The following is a 25547-nucleotide window of genomic DNA, read 5'->3' on the forward strand; positions in this document are numbered from 1 at the left end:
TAATGGGCTATTCATCATGGAGCAATGATGCTTACGACAGCGTAAGCCGGGTGCGCCGGACCCGCTCGATCGACGACAATTTCACGCAAAACAAACTGGGCGTAATTCATCCAGACCTATCACCCGATAACGTCGACGTCCGTGAATCGCGCGATTCGCATTTACATCCCGATTCGGTACCGATCATCGTGGCGCTCGATGTAACCGGTTCCATGGGTTCGATCCCCGAAAACCTGATCAGAAATAAGCTGGGCGCTTTGATGAACACCTTGATCGACAATGGTATTCTCGATCCGCAGATCATGTTTATGGCCATTGGTGATCATATTTCGGATGATTACCCCTTGCAGGTGGGCCAGTTTGAATCGGGTACCATGGAGTTGGACGATTGTCTTTCCAAAATCTTCATCGAACGGGGAGGAGGAGGCCAGAACCGCGAAAGTTACCCGTTGGCGTGGTATTTCGCGGCCCGGCACACGTCCATTGATTCATTTGAAAAAAGACAGGAAAAAGGCTTCCTGTTTACGATCGGTGATGAAGGTTTTCACGATACGATGGCTGCCGATCTGATGCAGGCCAAATGCGGGTACAAAGGAAGAGAAAGCCTGACGGTACAGTCGCTGCTGAACGAGGCTTGCCGCTCGTACTTCGTTTTTCATATCCACGCCAATGAGGCCAGTTACCACAACGATCATTTTGTATTTTCCCAATGGAAGGAATTGCTTGGCGAACGGTTCCTCGTGCTCGAAGATCAGAACAACATTGCCGAACTCATTGCAACCACAGTGGCGCTGGTGAAAGGCGTCCATGCGGATGTCGCGATGAGCCGTTTCGATAGCAAAACGAGGCAATCGGTTTCGAATGCACTGGTGGCTGTCAAAGATTCACTTGTCCGCCGCGATCACGGCAATTCGGGTATTATCGCACTGTAAATGGCTAGCAATCATATTGTTTTAGGAATGGGCTATGGCGACGAGGGGAAGGGCGTTTTCACAGATTACCTTTCCTCCAAGCTGAGCTACCCGGTCGTGATCCGTTTCAATGGCGGCCACCAATGCGGGCATACAGTGAAACATGCCGACGGCCGTTTCCATGTGTTTTCCAACTTCGGCGCGGGATCTTTCCGAAACACGCCTACGTTTTTCTCGCGCTTCTGCACGATAGATCCGACAGGCATCGCACGCGAATTCAATGCATTGCGGCGATCAGGCATAAATCCGGCACTTTTCGTGGACCCGCTGGCGATGGTCACAACGCCTTTTGATAAGTTTTATAATGTAAATAACCGCGCTAATCTTGTTCACGGAACGGTAGGAGTGGGATTTGGCGCAACGGTCGAGCGAAACGAGGGGCCGTACAAACTTTACGCGCAAGACCTGTTTTTCCCCACTATTTTCCGGCACAAACTGGAAGCTGTGCACGATTATTACCGCACGAAATACAAAGCCCGCGGGCTGGAAACCTGCATTGAAGCATTGGAACTGGAAATCCTGCGTACTGATCAGTTTATGCGCGACGTTGACGCTGCCCGTGGGATCATCCGCCTGCTCACAGAAAAACAATTGTTCGCCACTGGCTTTGAAAACCATATTTTTGAAGGAGGGCAGGGGATTTTGCTCGATATGGATTTTGGTATTTTTCCAAACGTGACCCGCTCGAACACGACCAGCAAAAACGCTTTTGAAATACTAAACAGAAACGGGCAGCCGACGAATGCGGCGGTCTATTACCTCACACGGGCCTACCAGACACGCCACGGAAACGGCTGGATGTCTGCGGAGAAATACCCGGTAGCGCTCATCAACAATGCTCACGAAACGAATGGCCCGCACGGCCGGCAGGGTGAATTCAGGACGGGCATTCTGGATACGGATATGCTGAGGTATGCCTTGCAATGTGATGCGAATTTTGCGGGAGATGCTGAAAGACAAATGGTTATATCGTGTATCGATCAGCTAACCAGCTATCAGTACCTTTCAGCGGGTAATGTGCTGACGGCGCCGGGCAGGGAAGCATTTTTGAAACAGATAGCACTCTGCGACAGGGTTTTGACAAACGAAGGGCCGGGATCGGACACGATCAGGCTATGGCGTTGAGCAGTCGGTAGCGATGGAGATCCGCATTCACACGCGTGATATTGTAAGTACTTGATATATAGTTAGTACTTACGATATGTATTATACTTTTAATAAGCATTTTCCTGGTTTCGTCCCGCTTGATGCTTAAATGCCCCAGGCCGTGATTACGAGGCTCCTGGGACCGCCATAGTCGCGATGTTCGCAGAGATAAATGCCTTGCCAGGTGCCGAGGGCGAGGCGGCCGTTTCGCACCGGTATCATCACCGAACTTCCCAGCAGCGAGGCTTTTAAATGTGCCGGCATATCGTCGGAGCCCTCGTAGTCGTGGCGGTAATCCGGGTCGTTTTCGGGGACCGACTTATTGAAGTACATTTCAAAATCGACGCGCACGGTCGGATCTGCATTTTCATTGATCGTCAGCGAAGCCGAGGTGTGCTGGATGAATACCTGGCACATCCCGGTTTTGATTTCGCTGATCGATGGTAATGCGTGCAGAATTTCTCCGGTAATGAGGTGGAAACCGCGGCTCCTTGCTTTGAGCTGAATGCCTTGCTGGAACATTTTCATAAAATGCGTGATCGATTCAACCCGCAAGAAAGCACAATTCCCCCTATTTTTACATGTATCGCATGCCCGGATAGCCCAGGAGGCGCCGCCAGAGCGCGATTTGTCCGATGATATTCGCCTCGCGATAGATCGAGAAAGTGATCAGTTCGTACAGCGACATCGAAAATTCCGGTCCCATATCGATGCGGCGTTCCAGTTCTTCGTCGCTGAGGTTACTCAGTGATTCTTTGAGGATTGGTGTGATTTTGTCCCAATCCTGCTGGTAGGCCATGATCTGCGGATATTCCACACCATCCTGGATACCTTTGAAATCCTTGAACAGCTCATTCGCTTCCTGATGCCCCTCGTAACCCAGGTTACGCGCAAGGTCGAAGCGCTGCTCCACGAGCGCACCCGCGAGCCAGCCAACGTGGTTCGCCTTGGTATCGAGGCGCTTTTGGATGTCTTCGTGGGTGATATTTTCCGTTACAAATGTAAAAAAGGGCGTTTGCAAATCATACAGCGCGATAATGCCCTGCATTCTGGTGCTTTTTACGTTGCTCATATTTTCAGTTGAAGATTAAGGTTGATTATTTTTCAGTTTCAATCACCGACAGGATATTCCCGGCGGGGTCGGTGAACCAGGCAATGGTCGGGCCGTTGCCGCGCATGATATTGTCGTCGTCGGTTTTAAAATCGGGATAGTCGTAGCTTTCGAATTGTACTCCTTTGGATTTGAGTGACTTAACCGTCTCTTCGATATTTTTGACAGGAAAGTTAAGTACGGTAAATGTCGCCGGCTCGTGGTTTGGTTTTTCATACAAAATCACTTCATAGCCTCCGTAAATATTCAAATGAAGAACCGGCATTTCCTGTTCCTGCGAAACCTCGATACCGAGTATTTCCCCATAAAACTGTTGCGCTTTCTGCAAGCTATCTACCGAATACCCGCTGAATGCTTTGGTTTGTCCAAACATAGTTGTGTTAGTTACTTGTTGATTAAAAAATATAAAGACTATCAGGCCTGCTCGCTGACCGGCACATCGTCCGTATCATACTCAGGCGTTGGTTTCTGATAAACGAGCGACAATTTCCGGTACGCAGCTGACTGCATGGCGATGAGCGTTACGATGAGGCCTACAATGCCCGTCACGATAAACAAAAGCGCCAGACCGCGTGCCGTACCCGTCCCGAACCACGAGCCGATCAGGCGTACGCCCGCGCCGGTGGTCATAAAAGGAATGAATACAAACTTGGCGATGGGACCGATCATGAATGCGGTAATGGGAGAAGCGGCTTGTTCAATGCTCTGCGCAAAACCGAATACCCGGCCCTGCCGCTCGTGCGGGATTACTTTTTGAAGGATTGTCTGCTCCGTCGCTTCCACCACGGGAATCAGGCAGAGGTATACGAACATACCGGCGCCCAGCAACACAATCGACGACTGGATTGGGAAGATCATACAGATTGCCCACATCACAATGTTGGCCGTAAACAGCGTTTTCAAAGGCATTTTCCCCAAACCACGCTTTGCAACCACCAGTCCGCCGACGATAAAACCGAGGCTCAGCACACCCCAAAGGATGCCCCACGCCTGCACGGACACGAGCGAGAGGCCATATGCGTCCATCAGCGACATAAATACGCCTCCGAGGAAGTTGTTGAATGTGTTGAAGAAAATCAGCCCGAAAAGACCCGGTACCATGCCCACGGCGGCAATTGTACCCTTGATATCGATTTGCTGCGTATGCGGCTCGGCATGGACGACCTCCTTTTCAGGAATGGGGATCGTCAGCAAATGCAGTATCACCAGCACGCTCAGCCCCACCGCCATGACCATCATCCACAACACACCAAGGTAACCGATCACCAAACCACTGAAAATCGACGCGACCAGGAACGATACCCCATTTGCGGTACCTACCATGCCGTTGGCCTTATCGCGGTGCTCTTCTTCGATCAGGATCGTGACCACCGTCGATAATGCAATGGTGCGGATATTTCCGGTAATGGCTCCAAAAAGGCAGAGCGTGATGAAAAGCCAGAGATTCACGCTCGAATCGTCTTTAAAAACGGTTTCCGGCGTGGCAAGGTAAACGATCAGTGCGACGATATAGAGTACCAGCGTGAGGCTCGCGGAAAGCATCATCGAGGTCTTTTTCCGATAACGGTCCACGATTGAGCCCAGAAAAAAGCCCGAAATGGCCACCGTTGCAAGGTAAACCCCGGCCATCACCGAGGTGGCAAGCACCGACTTCGTTTCCAGATAGACCCAGAAGGTGACGGCAAACCAGACAAACGTGTTCGTAAGCGCGGCCGCCAGTGAGTTGGCTAGTACCGCATAAAAGGTTTTCATAACGATATGGCTTAATGGCCGGGAACGCCGGACAGTCGGAACGCCGGACGTTCGGACCGTCGGATTGTCACGGGCTTGTGAAGTGTTGATACAAAAATACGGCCAGACCCACACTTTTCCGGGGTGAGTATAGGACAAAATACGGGTGTGATTGTGCCAAACGAAGTCTGGCCAGCGGAAGAGCTATTCGGAAGAAATGAAAAACCCCGGAAAAAACCGGGGTTCAGGCTATTTGGGAGTTACGGTCTGACAGCACCGGATTGGGCAGGCTGTGGCGCGACAGATTGTGTGTTAACCTGCCCCGGCTGTGGTATAGTCCGGCCGGTGTTGGTCGGCATTGTAGTTTGTGCGGGCGCCGCTTGCGTGCCTTGCGCAGGCGATCCTACGGTGGATGTTCCTGCGGCAGGCGATCCTGCGGCAGGCGATCCTGCGGCCGGCGCTCCCGTGGTCGGAACTTGTTGCATTTGTACCTGCTGTACTTGTCCTGCCGTCACGGCCGACTGCTGCTGGATTACCTGCGGCTGATAGCGCTCCGGCATGGTCCGCGGGTCTTGTGAGGTATTGACTTTCGGCACCATTCCCTGCTGGTTTACCGGTCTGGAATTCACTTCAAACCCCAAATCCTGCACATCCGACACTTTTTGAACGGGAGCGACGGCGGGTGCGGGCTGCACGATGGTACCGAGTTGCCCCGGTGCTTCCGGTGCTATCTGGCCGGTTGGTTTAGGTTTGTACGTGGCCGCCGGGGCCGATTGCACGCCGGAGTAGGCCCTCGGGACCTGCCCGGTGGGCGCGGGTTGTCTTACTTGCGCATGGGCACTGGTCACTGCAAACAGCAGGCCCGCAGCTGCGGCTACTGTCAATACTTTGGATTTCATGTGCGGCATAGGTCTCTGATTCAAGTGTTTCAATGCTGCTAAGGTAGGTACTAAAACCATTCCATGAAAACGAAAGCCCCATTTCTGCTTCGTACGAAGTTCGCATGTGATCATGGCTACTTTGAAAGAACAGAAATGGGGCGGTATTGATCGGGATTACGAGCGGTCCCAGAACGCCGGCGGTTCTACGCCCAGCGCGCGCAGGTACACGAAGCCCTGTGCCCGGTGGTGGATCTCGTTGTCGATCAGGTAAAGGATCGTATTATAGATCGTGTTCTCATACATTCCGAAGGCGGCTTCCACCTCGTTGAAGCGTTGTGCCGGAATTTGCGGCCAAAGCGTGTTGATGTAATCGGTGATCAGGTCCCAGAGGTTGAGTACTTCCGCCTTCGTGGCCGGTGCCGGCGTCGAATAGTCGAGGTTCGGGTCGCTGAATGTCCAGTCGCCGAATGCGATACCGCGGATACCCGGAGCGGCGAGGCCGATCATCTCCATGGTGAGCTGGGCGTAAGTACGCATGCCGCCGATCGAAAAAGTATAAAACTGATCCTCAGGAAATGCCTCGATAACCTTGCGGCTGAGCCTGCGGTGGCCTTGCCAATGTTCCAGAAGTGCGTCAGCGGTGATAACGGTTGTGCTTGCTGCCAGTTCTTGTGCGGTGTTGTTAGTCTCCATGTCAAAGGTTTTTATAGTTTATTGTTTGATTACATTACAAACTAAACATCGCCGAGTGACAGCAGTATGTCAGCAGCATTTCCGCACTTCTGAAAAAAGTCAATTTTATTTCAAAACCGTCAGATCCGGCCCGAAATGGTAGGTTTTGCCCTTGCTGGTGGGGATGGACACAACCTTGTTTCCGTAGCGTACCTTACATACATTTCCGGCTTTCGAGCGGATGTTAAGGCCCGCAAGTTTACCTTTCTTCCATTCCATATCCATTTCAAAACCGCCGCGCGTACATAACCCGCTCACGCGGCCGTCGGGCAATGCGCGGGGAAGGGCGGGAAGCAGGTTGATCTCTCCCAAATGGCTTTGCACCAAAGTTTCGAGGATGCCGGAAGCTCCGCCGAAGTTGCCGTCTATCTGAAACGGCGGGTGGGCGTCGAACAGGTTGGGGTAGGAGCCTCCGCCGCTCATTTTCTGGCCTGCGTCGTACACCGGGTTGAAAAGCTTGCGGATCATGGTATAGGCATGCTCGCCGTCGAGGAACCGCGCCCAATAGTTGATTTTCCACGCCAGGCTCCATCCGGTACCGTCGTCGCCCCGGTAGTTGAGGGATTTCATGGCAGCTTTCAGCAAATCCGGCGTACCGGTCGGCGTGATTTCCTCACCCGGGTACACGCCCCACAAATGCGACACGTGGCGGTGGTGACTGGTGGTATCGTCGATGTCCGTCATCCATTCCTGCAACTGCCCGTGGCGGCCAATGTGGTTCGGGGCGATCTGTTTCGAAGTTTCAGTGAGTTTCTGGGCAAATGCGGCGTCGGTACCGAGAATGCCGGCCGTTTCGGCGCATGCCTTGAACAATGCGCGGATAATCTGGTGGTCCATCGTCGGACCGGCCACCAGACCGCCGTTTTCAGGTGAATTGGAAGGGGAGCTGACGAGCAGACCGGTTTTGGGATCTTTCACGAGGAAATCGAGGAAGAACTCGGCCGCGCCTTTCATCAACGGATAGGCGGTGTTTTGAAGAAAGGCCTTGTCCTGCGTAAACCGGTAATGCTCCCACAAATGCAGGCTCAGCCAGGCGCCGCCGGTCACCCAGATGCCGTGGTTCGACGCATTGATAGGCGCCGCACCGCGCCAGACGTCAGTATTATGGTGTACCAGCCAACCTTTGGCATTGTAATGTTCTTTCGCTACCTCTGCGCCGGTTTCGGAAACTTCCTTCACCATTTTAAATAGCGGCTCGTGGCATTCGCCGAGGTTGGTCATTTCGGCGGGCCAGTAATTCATTTCGGTATTGATATTGACCGTGTACTTGCTGTCCCACGACGGATTGAGCTTGTGGTTCCATTTGCCTTGCAAGTTGGCCGGATGCGTTCCCGGGCGGCTGCTTGCGATGAGCAGGTAGCGGGCAAACTGTACATATAATGCAAGTAACGCCGGATCGTCGGGATTTTTCTTGAACTGGCTAAGGCGTTCGTCGGTAGGTTGCGTGGAGGCTTTGCTGGCAGGTAATACCAATTCGAAACGGTTGAAAAGTTTTTGATAATCAGCAAGATGTGAGGCTCGTGCTTTTTCGAGTGCAGGTGCATTACGCAGCATTTCGGCGGTTTTCGCGGCCGGATCGCCGGTTATGGTTTTGTAATCGATGTAGTTGGTGGCGGCTGCCAGTACCAATGTAGCCCTGGTGGCATTTGAAATCGTCAGTTTTCCTTCGGTTTGTTTCACTTCGCCATCGGTTAGCACTTTCACCCGGGCCACACCGTTCAACGCACCTTTGTCGACGTACACTTCCAGTTCGATCTCGTTGCCTTTTACACGCAGTTCTTTCTTCGCGTGGATGGCGTCCATCCGTACCGCAAAATCCAGTTTACCCTTTTGCGAGCTGGTAATGTGGTAGTAAATGGCTTTTGCAGGATAGCTTGCAAATGCTTCGCGCGTATAGCGGACGCCGCCAGCCAGGTAACTGCTCTTTACAGTGGCGCCCCCAAGGTCAAGCTCACGCATGTATGCACTATGTTGCGCGTGGCCCGGAAAGTCTAAATACAAATCACCAAAAGCCTGATAAGCCATTTGCCGTAGCGGCTGGCTCATAAATTGCTCGTTGGCGAGCTTTTCCGCTTCTTTTTGCTTGCCTTCGTTCAATAGCCGCCGGATCTCGCCCAGGTGCGCGGAAGCACCCTTGTGTGCGTAACTTCTTGGTTCACCGGTCCATAGGGTTTCCTCGTTAAACTGGATCTGCTCGGTTTCGACGCCCCCGAAAATCATGGCTGCCAATGCACCGTTTCCGATCGGTAATGCTTCTTCCCATTGTTTTGCAGGTTGTTTATACCAAAGTTTTAATGGGGTTGTGCCCTGTGCGTGGCATTTAAGAATAATGAGTGTGAATAAGGTAACGGTCTGAATAAGAGGCTTCATGCCGGTTCTGGATATAGTGAAAAATGATGTCGGTTTAACAAAAGGTACCGCTGCTGCCTTGCTGACGTTTTTTTGGCCGCATTGCCCGTACAAAAAAGCACGGCAAACGATGGTATTTCATGCAACGCAGCTAGTTTTTTTCATACCATTATACTACCTTATTTGCCGCTTACCTTCACACTTTGTGAGCCACACTATGCGAGTCAGTATTTCCAAAATCGGGCTGGATGGTATCAGGGACCTGCGCACGATGTTCCTGCATGAAAACAACTTCCAGTTCGTGTGCAACAAGTGCCACGACTATGGCTGGGCCGATACCTGGCTGTTCCGGATCGACAATGTCCGTGTCGGCTATGGCTCCGTTTGGGGCACCGACCGCCGGCAGGACCGCGATACGATCTTCGAATTTTACCTGCTGCCCCCGTACCGCAAGCATGCGAGCGTTGTGTTTGAGGAATTTCAAATGCATTGCAAAGCGACCTGGATCGAGAGCCAGAGCAATGACATTTTCCTGAGCACGATGCTCTACCGTTTCTGCGAAAACTCATTCGCGGAGGCCATTCTGTTTGAGGACGATTTTCAAACTTCCTTCGAAATGCCCGGTGCCGTTTTCCGCAAACGCTGCGAAAACGACCCGATGAACGGCGACGACAGCGAATATGTGGTGGAAGCCAATGGGGAAATTGTTGCGAGCGGCGGGCTGATGCTTAACTACAACATTCCCTACGCCGATATTTATATGCAAACGCGCGAAACGCACCGCGAAAAGGGCTATGCGACCTACATTGTGCAGGAGCTGAAACGGACGGCCTATAAAATGGGACGGGTACCCGCGGCCCGCTGTAACATCGGCAACCGCATTTCGCAGGCGACGTTGGAGAAAGCGGGGTTCCGGGTGTGCGGTTTCAGGTTGAAGGGCGCGATCAGGGCTTTGGAAGAGTAGGGGGCCGGGGGCCGGGCACTCCATGCCGGGCACGCTTTTTGAAGTTGGTGGGTTTCAAATCAAACAACTGAAACCATGGCTACTACAACAAAGGGCAATACCAAAGAAACCCCTGCTAAAATGAAATCGGGCGCTTCGGAGAAAAGCGCTTCTTCGAAAAGTACGGCCACCAAGGCTACTACCAAAAGCACCACGAAACCGACGCCTTCAAAAGCTTCCGCCACTAAAAAAACAGCCGCCGATACCACTGCGGCAGCACGCACTGCCGGCAAATCGACTACTGCGAAATCTGCAAGTTCGAAATCATCAACCGGCAAATCGACCGGGGCTAAAAAGTCGTCCAGCAGTTCGAAGTCCAGCACGTCGACGCGGGATCACGATACGATCCGGTCGTGGGTGGAGAAGCGCGGCGGAGTACCGTCGGTAGTGAAGGGAACCGCCGGGAAAAAGGGTGGCGACGGCATCCTGCGCATCGATTTTCCCGGATACAGCGGTGAAGATTCTTTGCAGGAAATCAGCTGGGACGAATTCTTCCAAAAATTCGACGAAAGCAAACTCGAATTCCTGTACCAGGAAACGACCGCGGATGGGAAGGAAAGTCGTTTTAGTAAATTTGTATCTAGTAATTAATGCGGTGAATGCATTAGGTTAGGGCCGGGGCATTCGTTGTCCCGGCCCTTTTTATATTGTCCAGAGACTATCCGTAAAATAGGCCTTGCAGTCCTGAAAATGTTCCACCACGCGGAATCCATTAGCGGCAGCTACCTCTTCAATCTCCGTCAACGTGTATTTTTTGGATAATTCCGTCCATATCAGCTCGTTGCGTTCGAAATCATAGCATTTATCAATGTGCCCGACGTGTACCTTCTGCGGCACGAGGCTTACCAGGTAACTCCTTACCTCGCCATTAACGGGATTGTAATGCGAGTAAAAATCAAACTGGTTTGTTTTGAAACTTCCGCCCAGCTCACGGTTGATCCGGTGTAATAAATTGATATTGAATGCTTTGGTAATGCCCTTCGGGTCGTCGTAAGCGCAGCGGACGGTGGCCGGGTTCTTTTGCAGGTCGAAACCGGTGAGCAGGTAGTCGCCGGGGTTCATGCATTTGCGGAAATCGGCGAGCAGGCTGTTTACTTCTTGCGCTTCGTAGTTGCCGATGTTGCCACCCAGGAAAAGCAGCAGGCTTGGTACACCCGAAGCAGCCAGTTCCTCCATCATCATAAAGTAGTTCCCGATCATCGGGCTGATCTTCAAGCTAGGTAAATGGCTGAGCATGTTGGCCGTCAGTTCTTCGATGGCTTTGGCCGAAATGTCAATGGGCACGTAGGTGAAATCGACCTGCCGCTCCACCAGTTTTTTCAATAACTGCCGCGTTTTAATGCCGTCGCCCGCGCCGAATTCGACGATCTGGAACGGCCCCTTGAATGCCAGTCTCTGAATGATATTCTCGCCTTGCAGCGACAATATCTCGAATTCGCACGGCGTGGGGTAGTACTCCGGCATTTTCATGATATCCTGGAAAATACCGCTGCCGATGTCGTCGTAAAAGTATTTGCTCGAAATGTGCTTTCGTGGTGCGGACAATCCTTTGTGGATGTCTCTGGCAAAAGTTTGTAAATCAGTCATAATTAATGGTTTATCGCGCCAGCCGGATGCCCGTGTATTGCCAGCGCTCGTGTGTGTGAAAGAAATTCCGGTAAGTCCTGCGTGCATGCCCCGGAGATGTGGCCACCGACGCGCCGCGCAGCACCATCTGGTTCACCATAAATTTACCATTGTACTCGCCCACGGCGCCCGGAGCCTTGGAAAAGCCCGGGTAAGGCAGGTAGGCGCTGTTGGTCCATTCCCAGCGCTGGCCCCAGTCAAGGTTGGCCGAAGCGACCTCCCATTCGAATTCGGTAGGCAGCCGCATGCCTTTCCATTGCGCGAAGGCGGCTGCTTCGAAAAAGCTGATGTGGCTTAGTATGGTCTCAGGGTCTACTTTTTGCAAGCCATTCAATGTAAAATAGTGCCACTGGCCGTCGATACGGTGCCAGTACATTGGTGCTGAAATGCGGTTTTCATTTACCCACGACCAGCCTGCATCCAGCCAGAGGTTGAAATCCTCGTAACCGCCCGCTTCCATGAACTCGATGTATTCTCCGTTGGTAACGAGGCCTTTGGCGATTTCGAACTTGTGCAGGTAAACCTTATGCCTGCCCAGTTCATTGTCGAAACAAAAGCCTTCGCCCTGATGCCCGATATCGTAAATGCCTTCGGGAATGGTCAGGAAGCCGGTTTCATTATTGCGGGCATTGACCATATTCTGGCCCTCGCGGTAAACGGGGAAAAGCGGATTATGGCCGAGAATGTATTTAATATCCGTAACCAATAGCTCCTGGTGCTGCTGCTCGTGGTGCAGGCCGAGTTCTACCAACGCCAGAACTTGGGGATCGGTAAGGTCTTCAAGGAACGCGTCCATTTGTTCATCCACATATTGGCGATAAGCGTACACGGCCTTCGTGGTCGGGCGCGTCACATTCCCCCGGTCGGTGCGGAGGGTGCGCTCGCCTACATTATTGTAGTAGCTGTTGAACAAATAGTTGAAATCGGGATCGTAAACGCGGTAATCGGGTACATTAGGTTTAAGAATAAATGTTTCAAAAAACCAGGTCGAATGCGCCAGGTGCCATTTGGGCGGGCTCACGAATGCGACCGGCTGCGGTACGTAATCTTCCGTTTCGAGCGGCTCGCAAATGTATTCCGAATGCTTTCTGACATTGTGAAATGCTTCCCTAATGCCGGTGGTTTCCATTAGTTGCATAATTTTTCAGATCGGTGATGGATTGGATGTTCAAGGATTGTGCCTGCGCGCGGCGCATCATAAGCGCGTAGGCATTATTGAAGCCGATAGGCCGTAGCCATTGCAGCTTGTATCGTTTTAAAAATTCACTTTTAACATACGCATAAACCTTCTCCCGGTCGCCGCCGAGGCTTTTCAGCTGTGCGCGATCGGGTTTCAGGATAGCCAGCAAACCGGTGCCGGTGTACTCAGGGTACATATCGATTTCGGCGTTGGTCAATGCGTCGAAGCAGATTTTCGTGCCGCCGAGGCCGGTTTTAGTAACGGCTTTGAGGTCGGTATTGCCTTCGATCAGCTCCTTGTACATTTGAATGAGAATGTATTGCTCGGCAAAAATCTTGGACCCGAGGCGTATCGTTCCTTTTTGGCCATTGCGCGGCGGTTGAAAAAGGTTTTTGGATACCAGGAAATCATGCGCGACGCGGTCAGGAGTCTGTTTCAGGTAATCGACCCGGTAGTTCAGCTCCGTCATCACTGAATCATTGATATAACCTGATAATTTTTCTAAAACGGGCTGTAATTCAGGATATTGGTTCAAAACTTCCGTCCGGACAACCGGCGCGGCATAGTAAGGTGGGAAAATGTGCTGGTCGTCTTCCAATGTGATCAGGTCGAATGCTTTCAGCCGGCCATCGGTGCTGTACCCGCTGATGACGTCCAGCTTTTCTTCAAATGCAGCCTTGTACATGACGGCATCGCTGATCACGACAGTCGGAATGTCCAGCCCGTACTTCGATTTCAAACCCAGGTAACCATCTTCGCGCCCCATAAACTCGGGTGTGAACCCGGCCAGCAATGCGCCTTTGGTATAAGGTATCAAGTAAAATGAGGAGAGTAAAAGGAGCAAAGCCGGCAAAACGACGGATATCTTCCGCATTTTTCGCAAACCTGTCTTTTGTAATAGCGACAGCAGAAAGTCGAACAGCACGGCCAGTAATGCAGCTGGAATTGCGCCGGCTAGTATCATTTGCGTATTATTCAATGCAATGCCTCCGAAAATAAACTCACCCAAACCACCCGCGGCAATGTAAGCGGCCAGGGTAGCGACCCCCACATTGATGACCGTCGCGGTACGGATTCCCGCCAGGATCACCGGCATTGCCAGCGGCAGTTCTACGCCCGTCAATATCTGCCACGCGCTCATGCCCATGCCCCGTGCCGACTCGGTAATGGCCGGGTCGACGCCGGTAATGCCCGTGTAAGTATTCCGGATAATCGGTAATAGTGCGTAAAGAAACAGCGCCGTAATGGCAGGCAATGCGCCGATACCCAGCAGCGGGATCATAAAACCGAGTAATGCGATGCTGGGGATGGTTTGAAGCACGCCCGCAATGCCGAGTACCAGCCAGGCAGCCTTTTTGCGCCGCGCAATCCAGATGCCCAGGGGCAGCCCGACGGCGATCGCGATGAGCAGCGAAATGCACGTGAGGCCGATGTGGGCCACAGTCTGGCTCCACAGCTTTCCCGATTGCTGCGCCATAAATGCCCATAAGCTTTGCTGCTCTTCCATTATCCCTGTGCTTTAATGCGTTCGTAAATGCGGGAAATGTCGTCGAGCTGCTGGCCGAAAAAGGCGTGCACGAAATCATTAACAGGCCTGTTCAGCAGATCGCCCGGCGTACCTTGCTGCACGATGGAGCCCTTGTCCATCAGGCAGATATGGTCACCCATTTGAAGCGCTTCCTGTACATCGTGGGTGACGAGTACAACGGTTTTCTGTTGCAATGCGGGTAGCTCTGCAAAATCCTTGCGTACGCTCGCGCGCGTGACGGGATCGAGCGCGCCGAAAGGTTCGTCGAGCAACAGCACCGGCGGATCGGCGATCAACGCCCGTGCAATGGTGACGCGCTGCTGCTGACCACCGCTCAGCTCGCCGGGGTATTTGGTTTTGAAATGCAGGGGAAGTTTCAGCTGTTCGAGCCAGCGAGCGGTATGGTCCTGAATGTCGCCGGGTTGCCAGTTCAGCAGTTTGGGTACCACGGCAATGTTTTCGGCTACGGTATAATGGGGAAACAATCCATTGTTTTGGGAAACATAGCCGATCGACCGGCGGAGTATTTCAGGCTTTTCGTCGGAGATATTTTTCCCGAGGATTTCGATCCGGCCGGAGGTCGCTTCTATCAACCGGTTGAACATTTTGAGCGTTGTTGTCTTCCCGCAGCCGCTCGTGCCCAGCAATACCATCGTCTCGCCTTCGCCTACCCGGAAGGAAACATCCTTAACTGCCTCAATACCATTAAAATGCTTGCTGATGTGGTCGGCAACGATCATGATGTTTGCTAACGGGTACGTGGTTCAGGTCGGCAAAAATGAATTTGCGTATTCTTTTTGTACGTAATTCAGCCGAAAAACGATCCATTTTTAGGGAAAAAAGCAAAATGCGGCCGTTATTCGAGCGTCATAAAAAGGTTGTTCAACGATTCCGCGTACGTCGGGTGGGCAAATACGCCGTTCAGGAGCCGGTCGTAGGTAATGCCGCCCATCATGGCCATTTGCAGGATCGTCACGATCTCACCGCCTTGCTCGGCAAGCACAGCCGCACCCAGTATTGCTCCGGTTTTAGCGTCTATAATGGCTTTCATCATGCCCCGCTCGTCGCCGGTTTCGATGGAACGTGCAACGCTGTCGTTTTTCAGGACGGCTACCTTGATATCCAGGCCCTTTTCACGCGCTTCCTGCTCGGTAATACCCACCCGGCCCAATTGCGGGTCGATGAACATGCAATATGGCACCAGACGATCGCTAATATCGATTTGCTTTTTCTCCACGACGAGCTGAATGATCTGGCGGTAATCGTCATAGGAAATATGCGTGAATGCAGGTCCGCCCTTCACGTCTCCCAGGGCATAAATACCTTCTGCGGAGGTTTCGAGCTGCGCATTGACTTTGATATAACCCTTTTTATCAACCTCAATGCCCGCCACTTCCAGGCCGAATTCACCAAGTTGCGGCTTGCGGCCCGCGGCCACGAGTACGTGCGTACACGTGCGCTGACTTTTAATGCCTTCCGTTTCGAGCGTGACATTAATGATGTGCCCGTTCTGCGAAAATCCTGCGGCCTTCGTACCGGTAATGATTTCAATGTCTTCCTGGGCGAGAATCTTCGTAACCTCTTCGGCGATGTCCGAGTCCTCTCGCTTTAAAATGCGTTTGGAGGGCTCGATGATCGTTACTTTGCTGCCAAACCTGGTAAACATTTGACCAAATTCCAATGCAATGTACCCGCTGCCGAGAATGAGCAGGTGCTCCGGGATCTCGGTCAGCTCCATAATAGTCGTGGAAGTGAGATAGGGAATGCTGTGGATACCTTCAATGTCGGGGATGACGGGTTTCAGGCCGGTGTTGAGGAAGAACTTGTCGGCTGTGAATGTATCGGTGCCGCCGTCCGGTAACGAAACGGTAATCTCCTTTCGGCCGCTGAACCGCGCCGTACCGTAAATCAGATCCAGACCGGCAGTGTCGAGGATGCGTTTTTCCGAATTGCCGCGCATCATATGTACAATGCTGTTTTTGCGGTCGATGATCTCGTCGAAATCCACGGTAATGCCGCCGACGTGCACCCCGAGGGTTTCGTTATGCCGTGCCGACCATGCCGCTTTCGCGGAGGCCACCATGGCCTTGGTAGGCGAGCAGCCGTCGTTCACGCAGGTACCGCCGACCCATCTTTTTTCAATTAATGCTGTTTTTAAACCTAATTTGGCCAGTTTGCGGCAAAGCGGCGTGCCAGCCTGGCCCGCACCGATTACAATAGCGTCGTAGTGTTTCATAAAGGAAAAGAGTTGGCTTTTGGAACCCAATACAGAAAGCAGGGTAGGCCCGGATTTTACGTATAGGCATAATAAAAGCGTGCCGGGTAGGGCACGCTTTACGCAAAAGCAACTGTATGAGTAGGAAAAAGAGTTCGGGGGTTATTGGGCGAACCAGGCAAGGGTATTCTCCTTGTCGATTCCGATTTGTTTTACGAGCATATCCAGCCCGTTGAATTTCTGTTCGGGGCGAAGATAATGCAGTAATTCCAATTGGAGATCTTCACCGTAAATTTCTTTGTCAAAATCGAACAGGTTCGCTTCGATCGTCCGGACGGTGCCGTCCACTGTAGGCCGCACGCCGATATTGAGCATTCCTTTGAACACCTGATCCTGGTAAATGGCATTGATCACATACACACCATTCATCGGAATGAGCTTGTAAGGCTCGTGTACGTACAGGTTTGCCGTGGGAAAGCCGATGGTGCGGCCGAGTTGTTTCCCTTTTACCACAGTCCCCGAAAGCGAATAGGAGCGCCCGAGCAACTCGTTGGCTTCATGAATGTGCCCGGTAGCCAGCGCTTTACGAATACGCGACGAGCTGATCGCCGTATGCTCGATGTCCTCCCTGGGAATTTCTTCCACTTCGAAACCGTATTCCGAGCAGTTTTTTTGCAAAAACTCGAAACTACCCTCCCGGTTGCGGCCAAAACGATGGTCGTAACCGATTACCAGCTTTTTGGTGCCGATTTTTTGCACCAGGAATTGTTTGATAAACTCGTCGGAAGTGAGTTCGGAAAAAGAACGTGTGAAAGGAATGATCACAAGATGCTGAATGCCGAGCTTCGAAAACAGCTCGATCTTCTCCTCGATCGTGGAAAGCAATTGCAGATCCTGGCTGTCTTCCGAGACTACCGTGCGTGGGTGCGGCCAGAAGGTCAGGACCACCGATTCGCCACCCGATTGCTGGGTAATTTCTTTCAGACGGGCCAGTATTTTTTGATGTCCCAGATGCACCCCGTCAAAAGTGCCGCTGGTTACGACGCCATATTCCAGTTTTTGAAAGGAATCCAGGCTATGATAAATGTTCATTCGTCAACTTCCAAATTCAACGCTACTCGTTTCTGATGGATGAAAGCGGTTAGCTCCCACGCATCTTTCAGTTCGAAATCACCGATCCTGGTCCTGCACAGCTTGCTCATGTAAGCGCCGCTGCCCGCCAGTTCGCCGAAATCGCGAACCATACTGCGAATATAAGTACCTTTTGAACAAATGATCCTAAAATCAACGGAAGGAAAGTGGGTAGCGTCGATTTCAAACAGCTTGATCTCCACCGCGCGCTTCTTGATTTCGGCCTCCTCGCCGCGCCGCGCGAGCTTGTACGCACGCACGCCGTCGATTTTGATGGCCGAGAAAAGTGGCGGAACTTGTTCTATGTGACCCGTTAGCTGCTGTCGCGCATTTTCAATCACTTCGGGTGTAATGTGGTCGGTCGGATATTCCGCGTCGAAATCGGATTCCAGGTCGATGGACGGCGTCGTTTTGCCCAGTACCAAGGTGCCGGTATATTCTTTTTCCTGCGCCTGGAAGCTGTCGATCTGCTTGGTTTTTTTACCGGTACAAAGGATCAGCAAGCCGGTAGCGAGCGGGTCCAATGTGCCAGCATGGCCTATTTTCTTGAATTTACAAGCCCTTTTAAGCTTGTTGGCCACGTCAAATGAAGTCCACGTCAAAGGTTTGTCGATCAGGATCACCTCGCCTTCGTCGGGTATGTTTTCTTGTTGGTTCAAATTAGGGGAGTTTTGACCGCCGACCGCTGACGGCCGACCGCCGATTTGTTGTAAATGACGGCCGACCACTGACCGCCGACCGCCGATTTGTTGTAGTGACCGCCAACCACTGACCGCCGACCGCCGATTTGTTGTAAATGACGGCCGACCACTGACCGCCGACCGCCGATTTATTGTATTCAATAGCTTATGACCGGGATCGGGCCGAAGGCCAAACAAGCCGTCGGCGGTCAGCGGTCGGCCGTCGGCGGTCACATTTTACACAACATCCAACTTATACCCCGAGGCCAGCAGACCCAGCAAAATCAGGCCGAGGATGATGCGGTAGTAGCCGAAAACTTTGAAACCGTATTTGGTCAAAAAGCTGATAAAGAACTTGATAGCCAGCATTGCTACGACAAATGCGACTGCATTGCCGATTAGGAGTGTCTGGATATCTTCTTTCTGAATGGTATCGTAAGTTTTCAAAAGCTTATAACCTCCCGCGGCGGCCATGGTAGGCACGGCGAGGAAGAACGAGAACTCGGCTGCCTGCTTTCTCGACAAGCCGTTGAGCATTCCGCCGATAATGGTCGAAGCTGAACGGGAAACGCCGGGAATCATGGCAATGCATTGGAAAAAACCGATTTTCAACGCGGTAGGGAAGGTAATCACCTTTTCACGCGTGTCGTTCGCAATGCGGTCGATGAAAATCAGTACGAAACCCCCGAGGAGCAACGAGATCGATACTACCCACACGTTTTCGAGCAATGCGTCGATGAAATCGTTCAGCAGGAAACCGATGACGGCTGCCGGCAGAAATGCCACGAAAAGTTTGAAATAGAAATCGGTAGTCTGGAAAAAACGCTTCCAGTAAAGTACGAGTACGGAAAGAATAGCGCCGAACTGGATATTTACCGTGAACATTTTGGTGAATTCCAGGTGGCTGATCCCCATGAAAGAGGAGGCTATGATCATGTGCCCGGTGGAAGAAATGGGCAAAAACTCGGTAATTCCTTCAACAATTGCTAAAATAATCGCCTGCCAGATACTCATGAATTAGCGGGTTTACGGAGAATCGCCCAGAACTCGATGATGAAGCCCGCCACGGTGACAATGGGGCCGAGGGTAAGGCCAAGGAAGCCGAAACCAAATTCTTCGCTATCGAAAGTCATGATCAGGAAACCGGCGAGGATTACCGCGATTCCGACCAGCATCATCACATAGTTGGATGACGAAAATGGGAGTTCATTTTTTGAAGTACTCATAACGTTTATTTATCGGTTACTGTTCTTGAATGTCTGATAAGAGGGACGCAGTACGATGACGGATCAGTACAGATCGTCCAGCGCCATGCGCAGGTAACGTGCGAGTGATTGATAGGTGCTCGCCACGCCGATCGCCACGCCAAGGCCGAGCACGGAAGCAATAAGGATCACGATTTTGTCGTACTCCTGCAACAGCGCGAGTCCCTCCACGTTGCGGACCGCCAGTTGTTGCAAGCCGATGAGCAAAAGCGCCGCTACGACACCGCCGACAAGCCCTTGAATGGCACCGCGCAGCACGTAAGGTTTTTGAATAAAGCCATTGGTAGCACCCACAAGCTGCATACTGCGAATGAGGAACCGCTGTGAATAAATGGCGAGCTTGATGGTATTGTTGACCAGCAACACAATGATAATCAGCATGATCAATGCGAAACTTGCCAGTACAATGTAGATTTTGGTAACGTTGTGGTTGATTTGGTCGGCCAGATCTTCCTGATAAACAGCCTCATACACACCCTTCACCTGATCGAGCTCCTTCTTGATCTGTTGCAGCTTCGCTTCTTCGAAATAATCTTCCTGGATTTTTACGCGGTAGCTGTCGCGCAAAGGATTTTCGCCGAGAAAAGTCGCGAAATCTTCCTTGGTACCTTCGATGAACTCCTTGGCAGCTTCTTCTTTTGAAACAAATGTAATTGCCTTTGTTTCAGTGGATTTCAATACAAAAGGTCTTGATTGAATGATATTGAGTATCGAATCCTGACCCGCTTTGGAAACTTCTTTATCGATGAACACCCGCACCTCGATGTTCTGGCGGATAATGGAAACCAGTTTTTTAGATTGGATCACCAGGAGCCCGCAGAAGCCGATCAGAAACAATGCAGCCGTGAGGCTCATGACGATCATTGCGTTGGGGTAACTCCCGATCTTCTTTTTTTTAGGCATAACAGCGTAGGATTTCGCTCGTCGTGGGTTCGGTTTTTGGGAATACGACTCGGGCAAAAATAAGGATTAAAATTTCAAAACAGCCCTTTCCGGGACAATCCTTAACTATTTTTAACTATAATGTGCTTTCAGTTCCTTCTTCCCATTTCGTCGCGGATCTTCGCGGCCTTCTCGTAATCTTCTTTCGCAAGGGCGTCGTCGAGCATGCGTTGCAGCTCGTCGTAGCTCAGGTCACGGAGCGAATCCTTGGAACCGGAAGGGCGGATTGTTTCACGAACGGCGTCCTCGTCCTCGTCTTCTTCTTCGGTCATAGAGCTGGACACGATGCCGGCTTCCGATAAAATAGTTTCGAAAGTATAAATAGGAATATCGAACCGCAGGCCGATCGCGATCGCGTCCGACGGGCGGGCGTCGATCTCTACTTCACGGAGATTGTCGGTGCAAACGATTTTGGCGTAGAAAATGCCTTCTTTGAGGTCGGAAATGACGATTTCCTTCAATGTATAATTCATGCCGTCGGCGAACGACTTGAACAGGTCGTGCGTCATCGGGCGGTTGGGTACTATGTTTTCAATCTGGACGGCAATGGCCTGTGCTTCGAATACACCAATGATAATAGGCAGCCTGCGGTTGCCGAGTTCTTCTCCAAGTACCAATGCAAACGAACCGGCTTGGGATTGGCTTGGTGAAAGCCCCAGGATTTCTAACTTGATTTTTTTCACGTTTAAATTAAATGCGCAAATGGTTAACAGTCGTGGTGAATGGTCTTCGGGTGATTCTTGATTTTCAACGAATTAACAAGCAAACCCTTTAAAGTGTTCCTGTTTGAAAGGCGCCATCGGCGGATCAAAGGTGCAAAAATAATTAACCCTTACTGCATAAAAAAATGCTGTAAGGGTTAAGATTGGACGGCTCTCGCCGGGCAAAAATTTAAAATAGCTTAATCAATTGATTTTAAGCTTGTTTTTTAAACTTTATACTTTCAACTTATTTGCAAAATAGCCCTGAAACCCCTATTTGAGGCTTTTCGCTGCTTCCGTCAGTTTAGGCAAAATATCGAAGACATCCCCGACGATACCATAGTCCGCTGCCTTGAAAAACGGCGCTTCCGGATCTTTGTTGATCACCACAATGCATTTCGAGCCATTGACGCCCGCCAGATGCTGGATCGCACCCGAAATACCACATGCGATGTACAGGTTAGGAGCTACCTTAATGCCGGTTTGGCCGATATGCTCGTGGTGCGGGCGCCAGTCGAGGTCGGAAACCGGCTTGGAACAGCCCGTTGCAGCACCTAATGCCTTGGCAAGGTCGATCAGCGGCTGCCAGTGCTCCGGCCCCTTCATACCGCGGCCTCCGGAAACGATGATTTCGGCTTCCGTCAATGACAACTCCGAATCCGCTTTTTCGATGCTCACCACGCTGGCCGTAAAATCGCTGTCGCGCAACGCAGGTTGGAATGCTTCCACCGTTGCACTGCCGCCATTCAAAGCCGATTCGTCGATTTCAATGGCGTTTTTGCGGACGACGAGCACTTTGATGTCCGATTTGATTTCCGTCGTCGCAAATGCTTTTCCGGTAAAAATAGCGCGCGTTACCTTGAAGGCACCATTGGTTTCAGGCAATGCCGTCACACCGGAAACGATTCCCGCTTTCAGTTTGGCTGCCGCCCGCGCGGCCATAGCATCGCTCAGGCCGGATTTGGACAGGATGATGATCTTACTGCCTTCCTGCGTGGCGGCCTGCACGAGCGCATCCGCAAACGCAAGGCTGTTTTCGTGTTCCAGTTTTCCATCGGCGGCATGGAGCACTTTGGTAGCACCATATTGCCCGGCTTTTTCCAGTTCTGCATTTTCGGCTTTACCCAACGCGAGTACCACGGCCTGGCCGCCGGTTTGGGATGCCACTTTTGCACCGTAAGCCACGGCTTCCAATGAGGTTTTTTTGATGGAACTGTTATCGAGTTCTACATATATAAGGACTGACATGATCGTTTTCGTTTGAATGTGAAAAATAAGCCGCGTGTTACAGCACTTTTGCCTCGGTTTGCAGCAGTTTGATGAGCGTTTCCGCCTGGTCGGCGGGGATCATCTTGCAGGCACCTTTCGGGGCAGGGAGCTGGTACGTTTGCGGCGCGGTCATATCGTCTACGGAAACCGGTTCTACCACATTCAGGGGCTTGGTGCGGGCTGTCATAATGCCCCGCATATTCGGGATTTTCCATTCGGCAATCGGTTCCTGGCACCCCAGTACCAGCGGTAACGGCGCTTTAAGCACTTCCTTCCCACCGTCGATTTCACGGGTGATGGTCGCATTATTTCCATCCAGATCCAGCTTCATCACCGGCGAATAGGAGGGGATACCGAGCATTTCGCCCACCAGCCCGTGCACCACGCCGCTGTTGTAGTCGATGGATTCGCGGCCCATCAATATCAGGTCGTAGCTGTTCTGGCTGGCAATGTGCGCGATTTGCGCAGCTGTGAAATAGGAATCCTGCGGGTCGGCATTCACACGAATGGCGTCGTCGGCACCGATCGCGAGCGCTTTGCGGATCTGCGGCTCGGCGTCGGCTTCACCCACGTGCAGGACTGTGAGGCAACCGCCGCTTTGCTCTTTGAGCTCCACGCCGCGGGCAAGCGCGTAGTCGTCGTAAGGACCGATGATAAACTGCACACCGTTTTTGTTAAGCTTGGTGTCGTTGTCGGTGAAACTTATTTTGGCGGTTGTATCGGGGACGTTAGTTATACAAACGAGTATTTTCATGATGGTATGGTTACTTTTCTTTACGTTTGATGAGAATAACTTTACCCGGGCAAATTAAGGGAAAAGAATACAGTATGCAAGCATAATAATATCGATGAATAACTCCTTACTCGCCAATTTACTCGCTTTTTACGAAGAAGACCCGGCCGACCCGTTCAATGCCTACGCGCTGGCGATCGAGTATTCCAAATCCGACGCGCAAGAGGCCGAACGCTATTTCGATCTGCTCCTCGAAAAACATCCCGATTATCTGCCGACTTACTACCACGCTGGCGCATTTTTTGCTGCATTGGAAAAAATAGAAAAGGCTGAGGAAATTTATCAGAAAGGTGTGGAACTGGCACTAATTCAGAAGAATGCCAAAACGCACCGCGAATTACTCTCGGCCTACAACAATTTTAAAGACGAATTGGAAGACTGACCTCGTCAGTCTCCGATTTGCGGTTTTGCCGGAAATAGGCTATCTTTATCAAAAGATCCTGCACCACCGGGAATATCGCCTCTGTCGTATCCCCTCTGCTCAGTCAAGATTTGTATTGTAGAAACTGCCGGTATAGAGCAGATAACTATTCATGGTCATTATGGAAAAGGAAACATTCATCCCGCTTGTAGTAAAGTGGGCAAAATCGCACGGGTTCAAGGATATCCAAGCCAATATGGAAGGATATGAAACACCCAAGTCGTACGAACGGGCAGCCGATAACACCCGTTTCACGCCCGATGTAACAGGCGTAAATATGTTCAACAGGCATTATCTGGAAGTTTGCATGAAAACCGACCAGATGCGCGGCCATATCTCCAAATGGAAGCTGCTGAGCGAATTGGCAGGGATGAAAGGCGCGAAATTGTACCTCATGGCGCCGCGCGGGCACGTACGCTTTGCACGCGAAGCGGTGGATCAGTATAACATCCCCGCGGAAGTCGTGAAGATCGATTAAGTCATTTATGGTCAGGTGTGGTCAGGTATAGTCAAGTGTAGTCAGGCACATGACAATTTCCTGACTACACCTGACACCGTTTTACACCTGTGGATACTTCCACTCTCCACGATAATCGCGGCTAAGTAATTTGTTTGCTTCGTCGTCTCCGGGAATGATTTCTTTCTCCCCATCCCAAACAATGCTTCTTCCCAGTTTGTAGGAAAGCATCCCCAATAGCGCCACATTCGTGGAACGCTGTCCCACTTCTATTTCGCAGATCGGCGGCTTGTTGCTCTTGATCGATTCGAGGAAATTGGCCCAAAGCTGCTGAATATTCTGGTCATCGGGCTTATTGAGCTTGGCGTCCTCGTGGATGACAGGCTTGTTCGGATTGGTAGGGTAGAACGTCCAGCCATCGAGCCAGCCCATATGGAATGTACCTTCCGTACCGTAGAAATACACGCCCACAGCCTGGTTAGGATGTGTTTTTTCGGCATTGTTGGCGGCAAAGTTGCGGTGTTCCCATTCCAATGTAAAACCATCGAAATCGTAAACGGCTACCTGGTGATCGGGTGCATCGGTATTGTCCTGGCGGATTGCACGACCACCGGTCGAGTAGATTTTCTTCGGATATTTCTGCTCCGACCACCAAAGCACCTGGTCGAGCCAGTGAATGCCCCAGTCGCCGAGGGTGCCGTTAGCAAAATTGAGATAATTCCGAAAGCCTTTGGGGTGGATAGTCTTATTATAAGGAACCAATGGCGCCGGGCCGCAGTAGAAATCCCAGTCGAGGCCCTGTGGCGGCTCCGCGTCCGGTGTTTTTTGCCCCGGGCCGCCTCCGTAATGCACAAATGCCCGCGCCATCCCGATTTTACCGGCCTTCCCGGATTTCAGGAATTCCATACCCGACACGTTATGCGGGGACACGCGCCTGTGCGTACCCACCTGCACGATGCGCCCGTGCTTGCGCGTAGCATTCACCATCGCGCGGCCTTCCTTAATGGTATGGGAAATCGGTTTTTCTACATAAACATGCGCCCCTGACTCGATTGCCGCAATGCAGCACAATGCATGCCAGTGATCGGGCGTGGCGACGATCACGATTTCCGGCTTTTCTTTGGCCAGCATTTCACGGTAGTCCTTGTAGAGTTTCGGCTTGTCCGGCGTGAGTTTGGAAAAAACTTCCGAGCAGATTTTCAGCTGGTTCTGATCCACATCGCACAATGCCACCAGCTTTGATTCTCCTGCCTGAACAGCGCAGCGGAGGATATTCGTGCCCCACCAGCCTGCGCCGATGAGCGCCGTGCGGTAGGGTGACGCCCGTTTCAAGGCAGTCAGCAGCGGGAGCGAGGAGAATGCTGCGCCCGCAAGCGCCGACTTTTCAATAAATGTTCTGCGATCCATAAATCTAT

27 protein-coding genes are annotated in these 25547 nt (G+C 51.7%); 6 read left to right on the plus strand and 21 right to left on the minus strand.

Annotated elements, in window-relative coordinates; all coding sequences use genetic code 11:
- Nucleotides 1-2 precede the first annotated feature (2 nt).
- Together BLQ88_RS01915 and BLQ88_RS01920 are read left to right on the plus strand one after the other, a co-directional pair.
- Nucleotides 3-932: a hypothetical protein gene (locus BLQ88_RS01915; protein WP_090146153.1), complete on the plus strand. Its 930-nt coding sequence runs from the start codon at nt 3-5 to the stop codon at nt 930-932.
- A complete protein-coding gene (locus BLQ88_RS01920; protein ID WP_090146155.1) occupies nt 933-2096 on the plus strand; it encodes an adenylosuccinate synthetase in 1164 nt (387 codons plus the stop codon). It abuts the gene before it with no gap.
- Between the two features lie 126 nt (nt 2097-2222).
- Here the strand turns inward: BLQ88_RS01920 and BLQ88_RS01925 are convergent, their stop codons facing one another.
- The 7 genes from BLQ88_RS01925 to BLQ88_RS01955 all read right to left on the minus strand — a co-directional run bounded on the left by BLQ88_RS01925 (nt 2223) and on the right by BLQ88_RS01955 (nt 8942).
- Entirely contained in the window at nt 2223-2645 is a 423-nt protein-coding gene (locus BLQ88_RS01925; protein WP_090146156.1) for a secondary thiamine-phosphate synthase enzyme YjbQ, read from the minus strand.
- Nucleotides 2646-2694: 49 nt separating this feature from the next.
- On the minus strand, nt 2695-3189 hold the full coding sequence (locus BLQ88_RS01930; protein ID WP_090146159.1) for a DinB family protein: 495 nt from the start codon (nt 3187-3189) through the stop codon (nt 2695-2697).
- Between the two features lie 25 nt (nt 3190-3214).
- Entirely contained in the window at nt 3215-3601 is a 387-nt protein-coding gene (locus BLQ88_RS01935) for a VOC family protein (RefSeq protein WP_090146160.1), read from the minus strand.
- Nucleotides 3602-3642: 41 nt separating this feature from the next.
- Nucleotides 3643-4980 (minus strand): MFS transporter, encoded by a 1338-nt coding sequence (locus BLQ88_RS01940; RefSeq protein ID WP_090146162.1) that lies wholly within the window; start codon nt 4978-4980, stop codon nt 3643-3645.
- Nucleotides 4981-5219: 239 nt separating this feature from the next.
- The gene (locus BLQ88_RS01945; protein WP_143016781.1) at nt 5220-5858 is read right to left on the minus strand and encodes a hypothetical protein; all 639 of its coding nucleotides are present in this window, start codon (nt 5856-5858) and stop codon (nt 5220-5222) included.
- Nucleotides 5859-6014: 156 nt separating this feature from the next.
- On the minus strand, nt 6015-6533 hold the full coding sequence (locus tag BLQ88_RS01950) for a DinB family protein (protein ID WP_090146166.1): 519 nt from the start codon (nt 6531-6533) through the stop codon (nt 6015-6017).
- A gap of 105 nt (nt 6534-6638) precedes the next feature.
- Entirely contained in the window at nt 6639-8942 is a 2304-nt protein-coding gene (locus tag BLQ88_RS01955; protein ID WP_090146168.1) for a glycoside hydrolase family 95 protein, read from the minus strand.
- A 196-nt stretch (nt 8943-9138) separates the two neighbouring features.
- Here BLQ88_RS01955 and BLQ88_RS01960 point away from each other — a divergent pair, with 196 nt between their 5' ends.
- On the plus strand, nt 9139-9885 hold the full coding sequence (locus BLQ88_RS01960; protein ID WP_090146170.1) for a GNAT family N-acetyltransferase: 747 nt from the start codon (nt 9139-9141) through the stop codon (nt 9883-9885).
- A 75-nt stretch (nt 9886-9960) separates the two neighbouring features.
- On the plus strand, nt 9961-10515 hold the full coding sequence (locus tag BLQ88_RS36985; protein ID WP_218132877.1) for a hypothetical protein: 555 nt from the start codon (nt 9961-9963) through the stop codon (nt 10513-10515).
- Between the two features lie 51 nt (nt 10516-10566).
- Here the strand turns inward: BLQ88_RS36985 and BLQ88_RS01970 are convergent, their stop codons facing one another.
- The 13 genes from BLQ88_RS01970 to BLQ88_RS02035 form a co-directional block, all read right to left on the minus strand.
- Complete coding sequence (locus tag BLQ88_RS01970; protein ID WP_090146172.1) at nt 10567-11511, minus strand: L-histidine N(alpha)-methyltransferase; 945 nt, start codon at nt 11509-11511, stop codon at nt 10567-10569.
- 10 nt (nt 11512-11521) lie between these two features.
- Complete coding sequence (gene egtB / locus BLQ88_RS01975) at nt 11522-12679, minus strand: ergothioneine biosynthesis protein EgtB (protein WP_090146174.1); 1158 nt, start codon at nt 12677-12679, stop codon at nt 11522-11524.
- Nucleotides 12660-14237 (minus strand): ABC transporter permease/substrate-binding protein, encoded by a 1578-nt coding sequence (locus BLQ88_RS01980; RefSeq protein WP_090146176.1) that lies wholly within the window; start codon nt 14235-14237, stop codon nt 12660-12662. Before BLQ88_RS01980 ends, egtB begins: the two co-directional genes overlap by 20 nt.
- Nucleotides 14237-14998: an ATP-binding cassette domain-containing protein gene (locus BLQ88_RS01985; protein WP_090146178.1), complete on the minus strand. Its 762-nt coding sequence runs from the start codon at nt 14996-14998 to the stop codon at nt 14237-14239. Before BLQ88_RS01985 ends, BLQ88_RS01980 begins: the two co-directional genes overlap by 1 nt.
- 116 nt (nt 14999-15114) lie before the next feature.
- Entirely contained in the window at nt 15115-16494 is a 1380-nt protein-coding gene (locus tag BLQ88_RS01990; RefSeq protein ID WP_090146180.1) for a mercuric reductase, read from the minus strand.
- 141 nt (nt 16495-16635) lie between these two features.
- Nucleotides 16636-17565, minus strand: a complete 930-nt coding sequence (locus BLQ88_RS01995; RefSeq protein WP_090146181.1) for a bifunctional riboflavin kinase/FAD synthetase — start codon at nt 17563-17565, stop codon at nt 16636-16638.
- The gene (gene truB, locus BLQ88_RS02000) at nt 17562-18263 is read right to left on the minus strand and encodes a tRNA pseudouridine(55) synthase TruB (RefSeq protein ID WP_090146183.1); all 702 of its coding nucleotides are present in this window, start codon (nt 18261-18263) and stop codon (nt 17562-17564) included. The genes BLQ88_RS01995 and truB overlap by 4 nt, the downstream gene beginning before the upstream one ends.
- 258 nt (nt 18264-18521) lie before the next feature.
- Nucleotides 18522-19298 carry an undecaprenyl-diphosphate phosphatase gene (locus BLQ88_RS02010; RefSeq protein WP_090146186.1) on the minus strand — a complete coding sequence of 259 codons (777 nt, stop codon included), beginning with the start codon at nt 19296-19298 and terminating at the stop codon, nt 18522-18524.
- Complete coding sequence (locus tag BLQ88_RS02015; RefSeq protein ID WP_090146188.1) at nt 19295-19510, minus strand: DUF3098 domain-containing protein; 216 nt, start codon at nt 19508-19510, stop codon at nt 19295-19297. Before BLQ88_RS02015 ends, BLQ88_RS02010 begins: the two co-directional genes overlap by 4 nt.
- A gap of 63 nt (nt 19511-19573) precedes the next feature.
- The gene (locus BLQ88_RS02020; RefSeq protein WP_090146190.1) at nt 19574-20452 is read right to left on the minus strand and encodes a cell division protein FtsX; all 879 of its coding nucleotides are present in this window, start codon (nt 20450-20452) and stop codon (nt 19574-19576) included.
- Between the two features lie 128 nt (nt 20453-20580).
- On the minus strand, nt 20581-21174 hold the full coding sequence (locus BLQ88_RS02025; protein WP_090146192.1) for a bifunctional nuclease family protein: 594 nt from the start codon (nt 21172-21174) through the stop codon (nt 20581-20583).
- A gap of 291 nt (nt 21175-21465) precedes the next feature.
- On the minus strand, nt 21466-22440 hold the full coding sequence (locus BLQ88_RS02030; RefSeq protein ID WP_090146194.1) for an electron transfer flavoprotein subunit alpha/FixB family protein: 975 nt from the start codon (nt 22438-22440) through the stop codon (nt 21466-21468).
- Nucleotides 22441-22477: 37 nt separating this feature from the next.
- On the minus strand, nt 22478-23215 hold the full coding sequence (locus BLQ88_RS02035; RefSeq protein WP_090146196.1) for an electron transfer flavoprotein subunit beta/FixA family protein: 738 nt from the start codon (nt 23213-23215) through the stop codon (nt 22478-22480).
- 94 nt (nt 23216-23309) lie between these two features.
- On the opposite strand from BLQ88_RS02035, the gene BLQ88_RS02040 reads away from it, so the two are divergent.
- Complete coding sequence (locus BLQ88_RS02040) at nt 23310-23636, plus strand: enzyme of heme biosynthesis (RefSeq protein WP_090146198.1); 327 nt, start codon at nt 23310-23312, stop codon at nt 23634-23636.
- 160 nt (nt 23637-23796) lie between these two features.
- A complete protein-coding gene (locus BLQ88_RS02045; protein ID WP_090146325.1) occupies nt 23797-24153 on the plus strand; it encodes a hypothetical protein in 357 nt (118 codons plus the stop codon).
- A gap of 81 nt (nt 24154-24234) precedes the next feature.
- Here BLQ88_RS02045 and BLQ88_RS02050 read toward each other — a convergent pair whose 3' ends face one another.
- Complete coding sequence (locus BLQ88_RS02050; protein WP_090146199.1) at nt 24235-25539, minus strand: Gfo/Idh/MocA family protein; 1305 nt, start codon at nt 25537-25539, stop codon at nt 24235-24237.
- Between the last annotated feature and the right edge of the window lie 8 nt (nt 25540-25547).

This window comes from Dyadobacter soli (assembly GCF_900101885.1).
GTDB classification, from domain to species: domain Bacteria; phylum Bacteroidota; class Bacteroidia; order Cytophagales; family Spirosomataceae; genus Dyadobacter; species Dyadobacter soli.

What these genes read in the sequence shown, in the direction of transcription:
- BLQ88_RS01925 (WP_090146156.1), bottom strand. Translation starts at nt 2,645, where the DNA reads ATGAAAATGTTCCAGCAAGGCATTCAGCTCAAAGCAAGGAGCCGCGGT.
- BLQ88_RS01945 (WP_143016781.1), bottom strand. Translation starts at nt 5,858, where the DNA reads ATGAAATCCAAAGTATTGACAGTAGCCGCAGCTGCGGGCCTGCTGTTT.
- BLQ88_RS01915 (WP_090146153.1), top strand. Translation starts at nt 3, where the DNA reads ATGGGCTATTCATCATGGAGCAATGATGCTTACGACAGCGTAAGCCGG.
- BLQ88_RS02035 (WP_090146196.1), bottom strand. Translation starts at nt 23,215, where the DNA reads ATGAAAATACTCGTTTGTATAACTAACGTCCCCGATACAACCGCCAAA.
- BLQ88_RS02050 (WP_090146199.1), bottom strand. Translation starts at nt 25,539, where the DNA reads ATGGATCGCAGAACATTTATTGAAAAGTCGGCGCTTGCGGGCGCAGCA.
- BLQ88_RS01935 (WP_090146160.1), bottom strand. Translation starts at nt 3,601, where the DNA reads ATGTTTGGACAAACCAAAGCATTCAGCGGGTATTCGGTAGATAGCTTG.
- BLQ88_RS02040 (WP_090146198.1), top strand. Translation starts at nt 23,310, where the DNA reads ATGAATAACTCCTTACTCGCCAATTTACTCGCTTTTTACGAAGAAGAC.
- egtB (WP_090146174.1), bottom strand. Translation starts at nt 12,679, where the DNA reads ATGGAAACCACCGGCATTAGGGAAGCATTTCACAATGTCAGAAAGCAT.
- BLQ88_RS02045 (WP_090146325.1), top strand. Translation starts at nt 23,797, where the DNA reads ATGGAAAAGGAAACATTCATCCCGCTTGTAGTAAAGTGGGCAAAATCG.
- BLQ88_RS02010 (WP_090146186.1), bottom strand. Translation starts at nt 19,298, where the DNA reads ATGAGTATCTGGCAGGCGATTATTTTAGCAATTGTTGAAGGAATTACC.
- BLQ88_RS02015 (WP_090146188.1), bottom strand. Translation starts at nt 19,510, where the DNA reads ATGAGTACTTCAAAAAATGAACTCCCATTTTCGTCATCCAACTATGTG.
- BLQ88_RS01970 (WP_090146172.1), bottom strand. Translation starts at nt 11,511, where the DNA reads ATGACTGATTTACAAACTTTTGCCAGAGACATCCACAAAGGATTGTCC.
- BLQ88_RS01985 (WP_090146178.1), bottom strand. Translation starts at nt 14,998, where the DNA reads ATGATCGTTGCCGACCACATCAGCAAGCATTTTAATGGTATTGAGGCA.
- BLQ88_RS01995 (WP_090146181.1), bottom strand. Translation starts at nt 17,565, where the DNA reads ATGAACATTTATCATAGCCTGGATTCCTTTCAAAAACTGGAATATGGC.
- BLQ88_RS01930 (WP_090146159.1), bottom strand. Translation starts at nt 3,189, where the DNA reads ATGAGCAACGTAAAAAGCACCAGAATGCAGGGCATTATCGCGCTGTAT.
- BLQ88_RS02020 (WP_090146190.1), bottom strand. Translation starts at nt 20,452, where the DNA reads ATGCCTAAAAAAAAGAAGATCGGGAGTTACCCCAACGCAATGATCGTC.
- BLQ88_RS01990 (WP_090146180.1), bottom strand. Translation starts at nt 16,494, where the DNA reads ATGAAACACTACGACGCTATTGTAATCGGTGCGGGCCAGGCTGGCACG.
- BLQ88_RS01955 (WP_090146168.1), bottom strand. Translation starts at nt 8,942, where the DNA reads ATGAAGCCTCTTATTCAGACCGTTACCTTATTCACACTCATTATTCTT.
- BLQ88_RS01950 (WP_090146166.1), bottom strand. Translation starts at nt 6,533, where the DNA reads ATGGAGACTAACAACACCGCACAAGAACTGGCAGCAAGCACAACCGTT.
- BLQ88_RS01980 (WP_090146176.1), bottom strand. Translation starts at nt 14,237, where the DNA reads ATGGAAGAGCAGCAAAGCTTATGGGCATTTATGGCGCAGCAATCGGGA.
- BLQ88_RS02030 (WP_090146194.1), bottom strand. Translation starts at nt 22,440, where the DNA reads ATGTCAGTCCTTATATATGTAGAACTCGATAACAGTTCCATCAAAAAA.
- BLQ88_RS01940 (WP_090146162.1), bottom strand. Translation starts at nt 4,980, where the DNA reads ATGAAAACCTTTTATGCGGTACTAGCCAACTCACTGGCGGCCGCGCTT.
- BLQ88_RS36985 (WP_218132877.1), top strand. Translation starts at nt 9,961, where the DNA reads ATGGCTACTACAACAAAGGGCAATACCAAAGAAACCCCTGCTAAAATG.
- BLQ88_RS01960 (WP_090146170.1), top strand. Translation starts at nt 9,139, where the DNA reads ATGCGAGTCAGTATTTCCAAAATCGGGCTGGATGGTATCAGGGACCTG.
- BLQ88_RS01920 (WP_090146155.1), top strand. Translation starts at nt 933, where the DNA reads ATGGCTAGCAATCATATTGTTTTAGGAATGGGCTATGGCGACGAGGGG.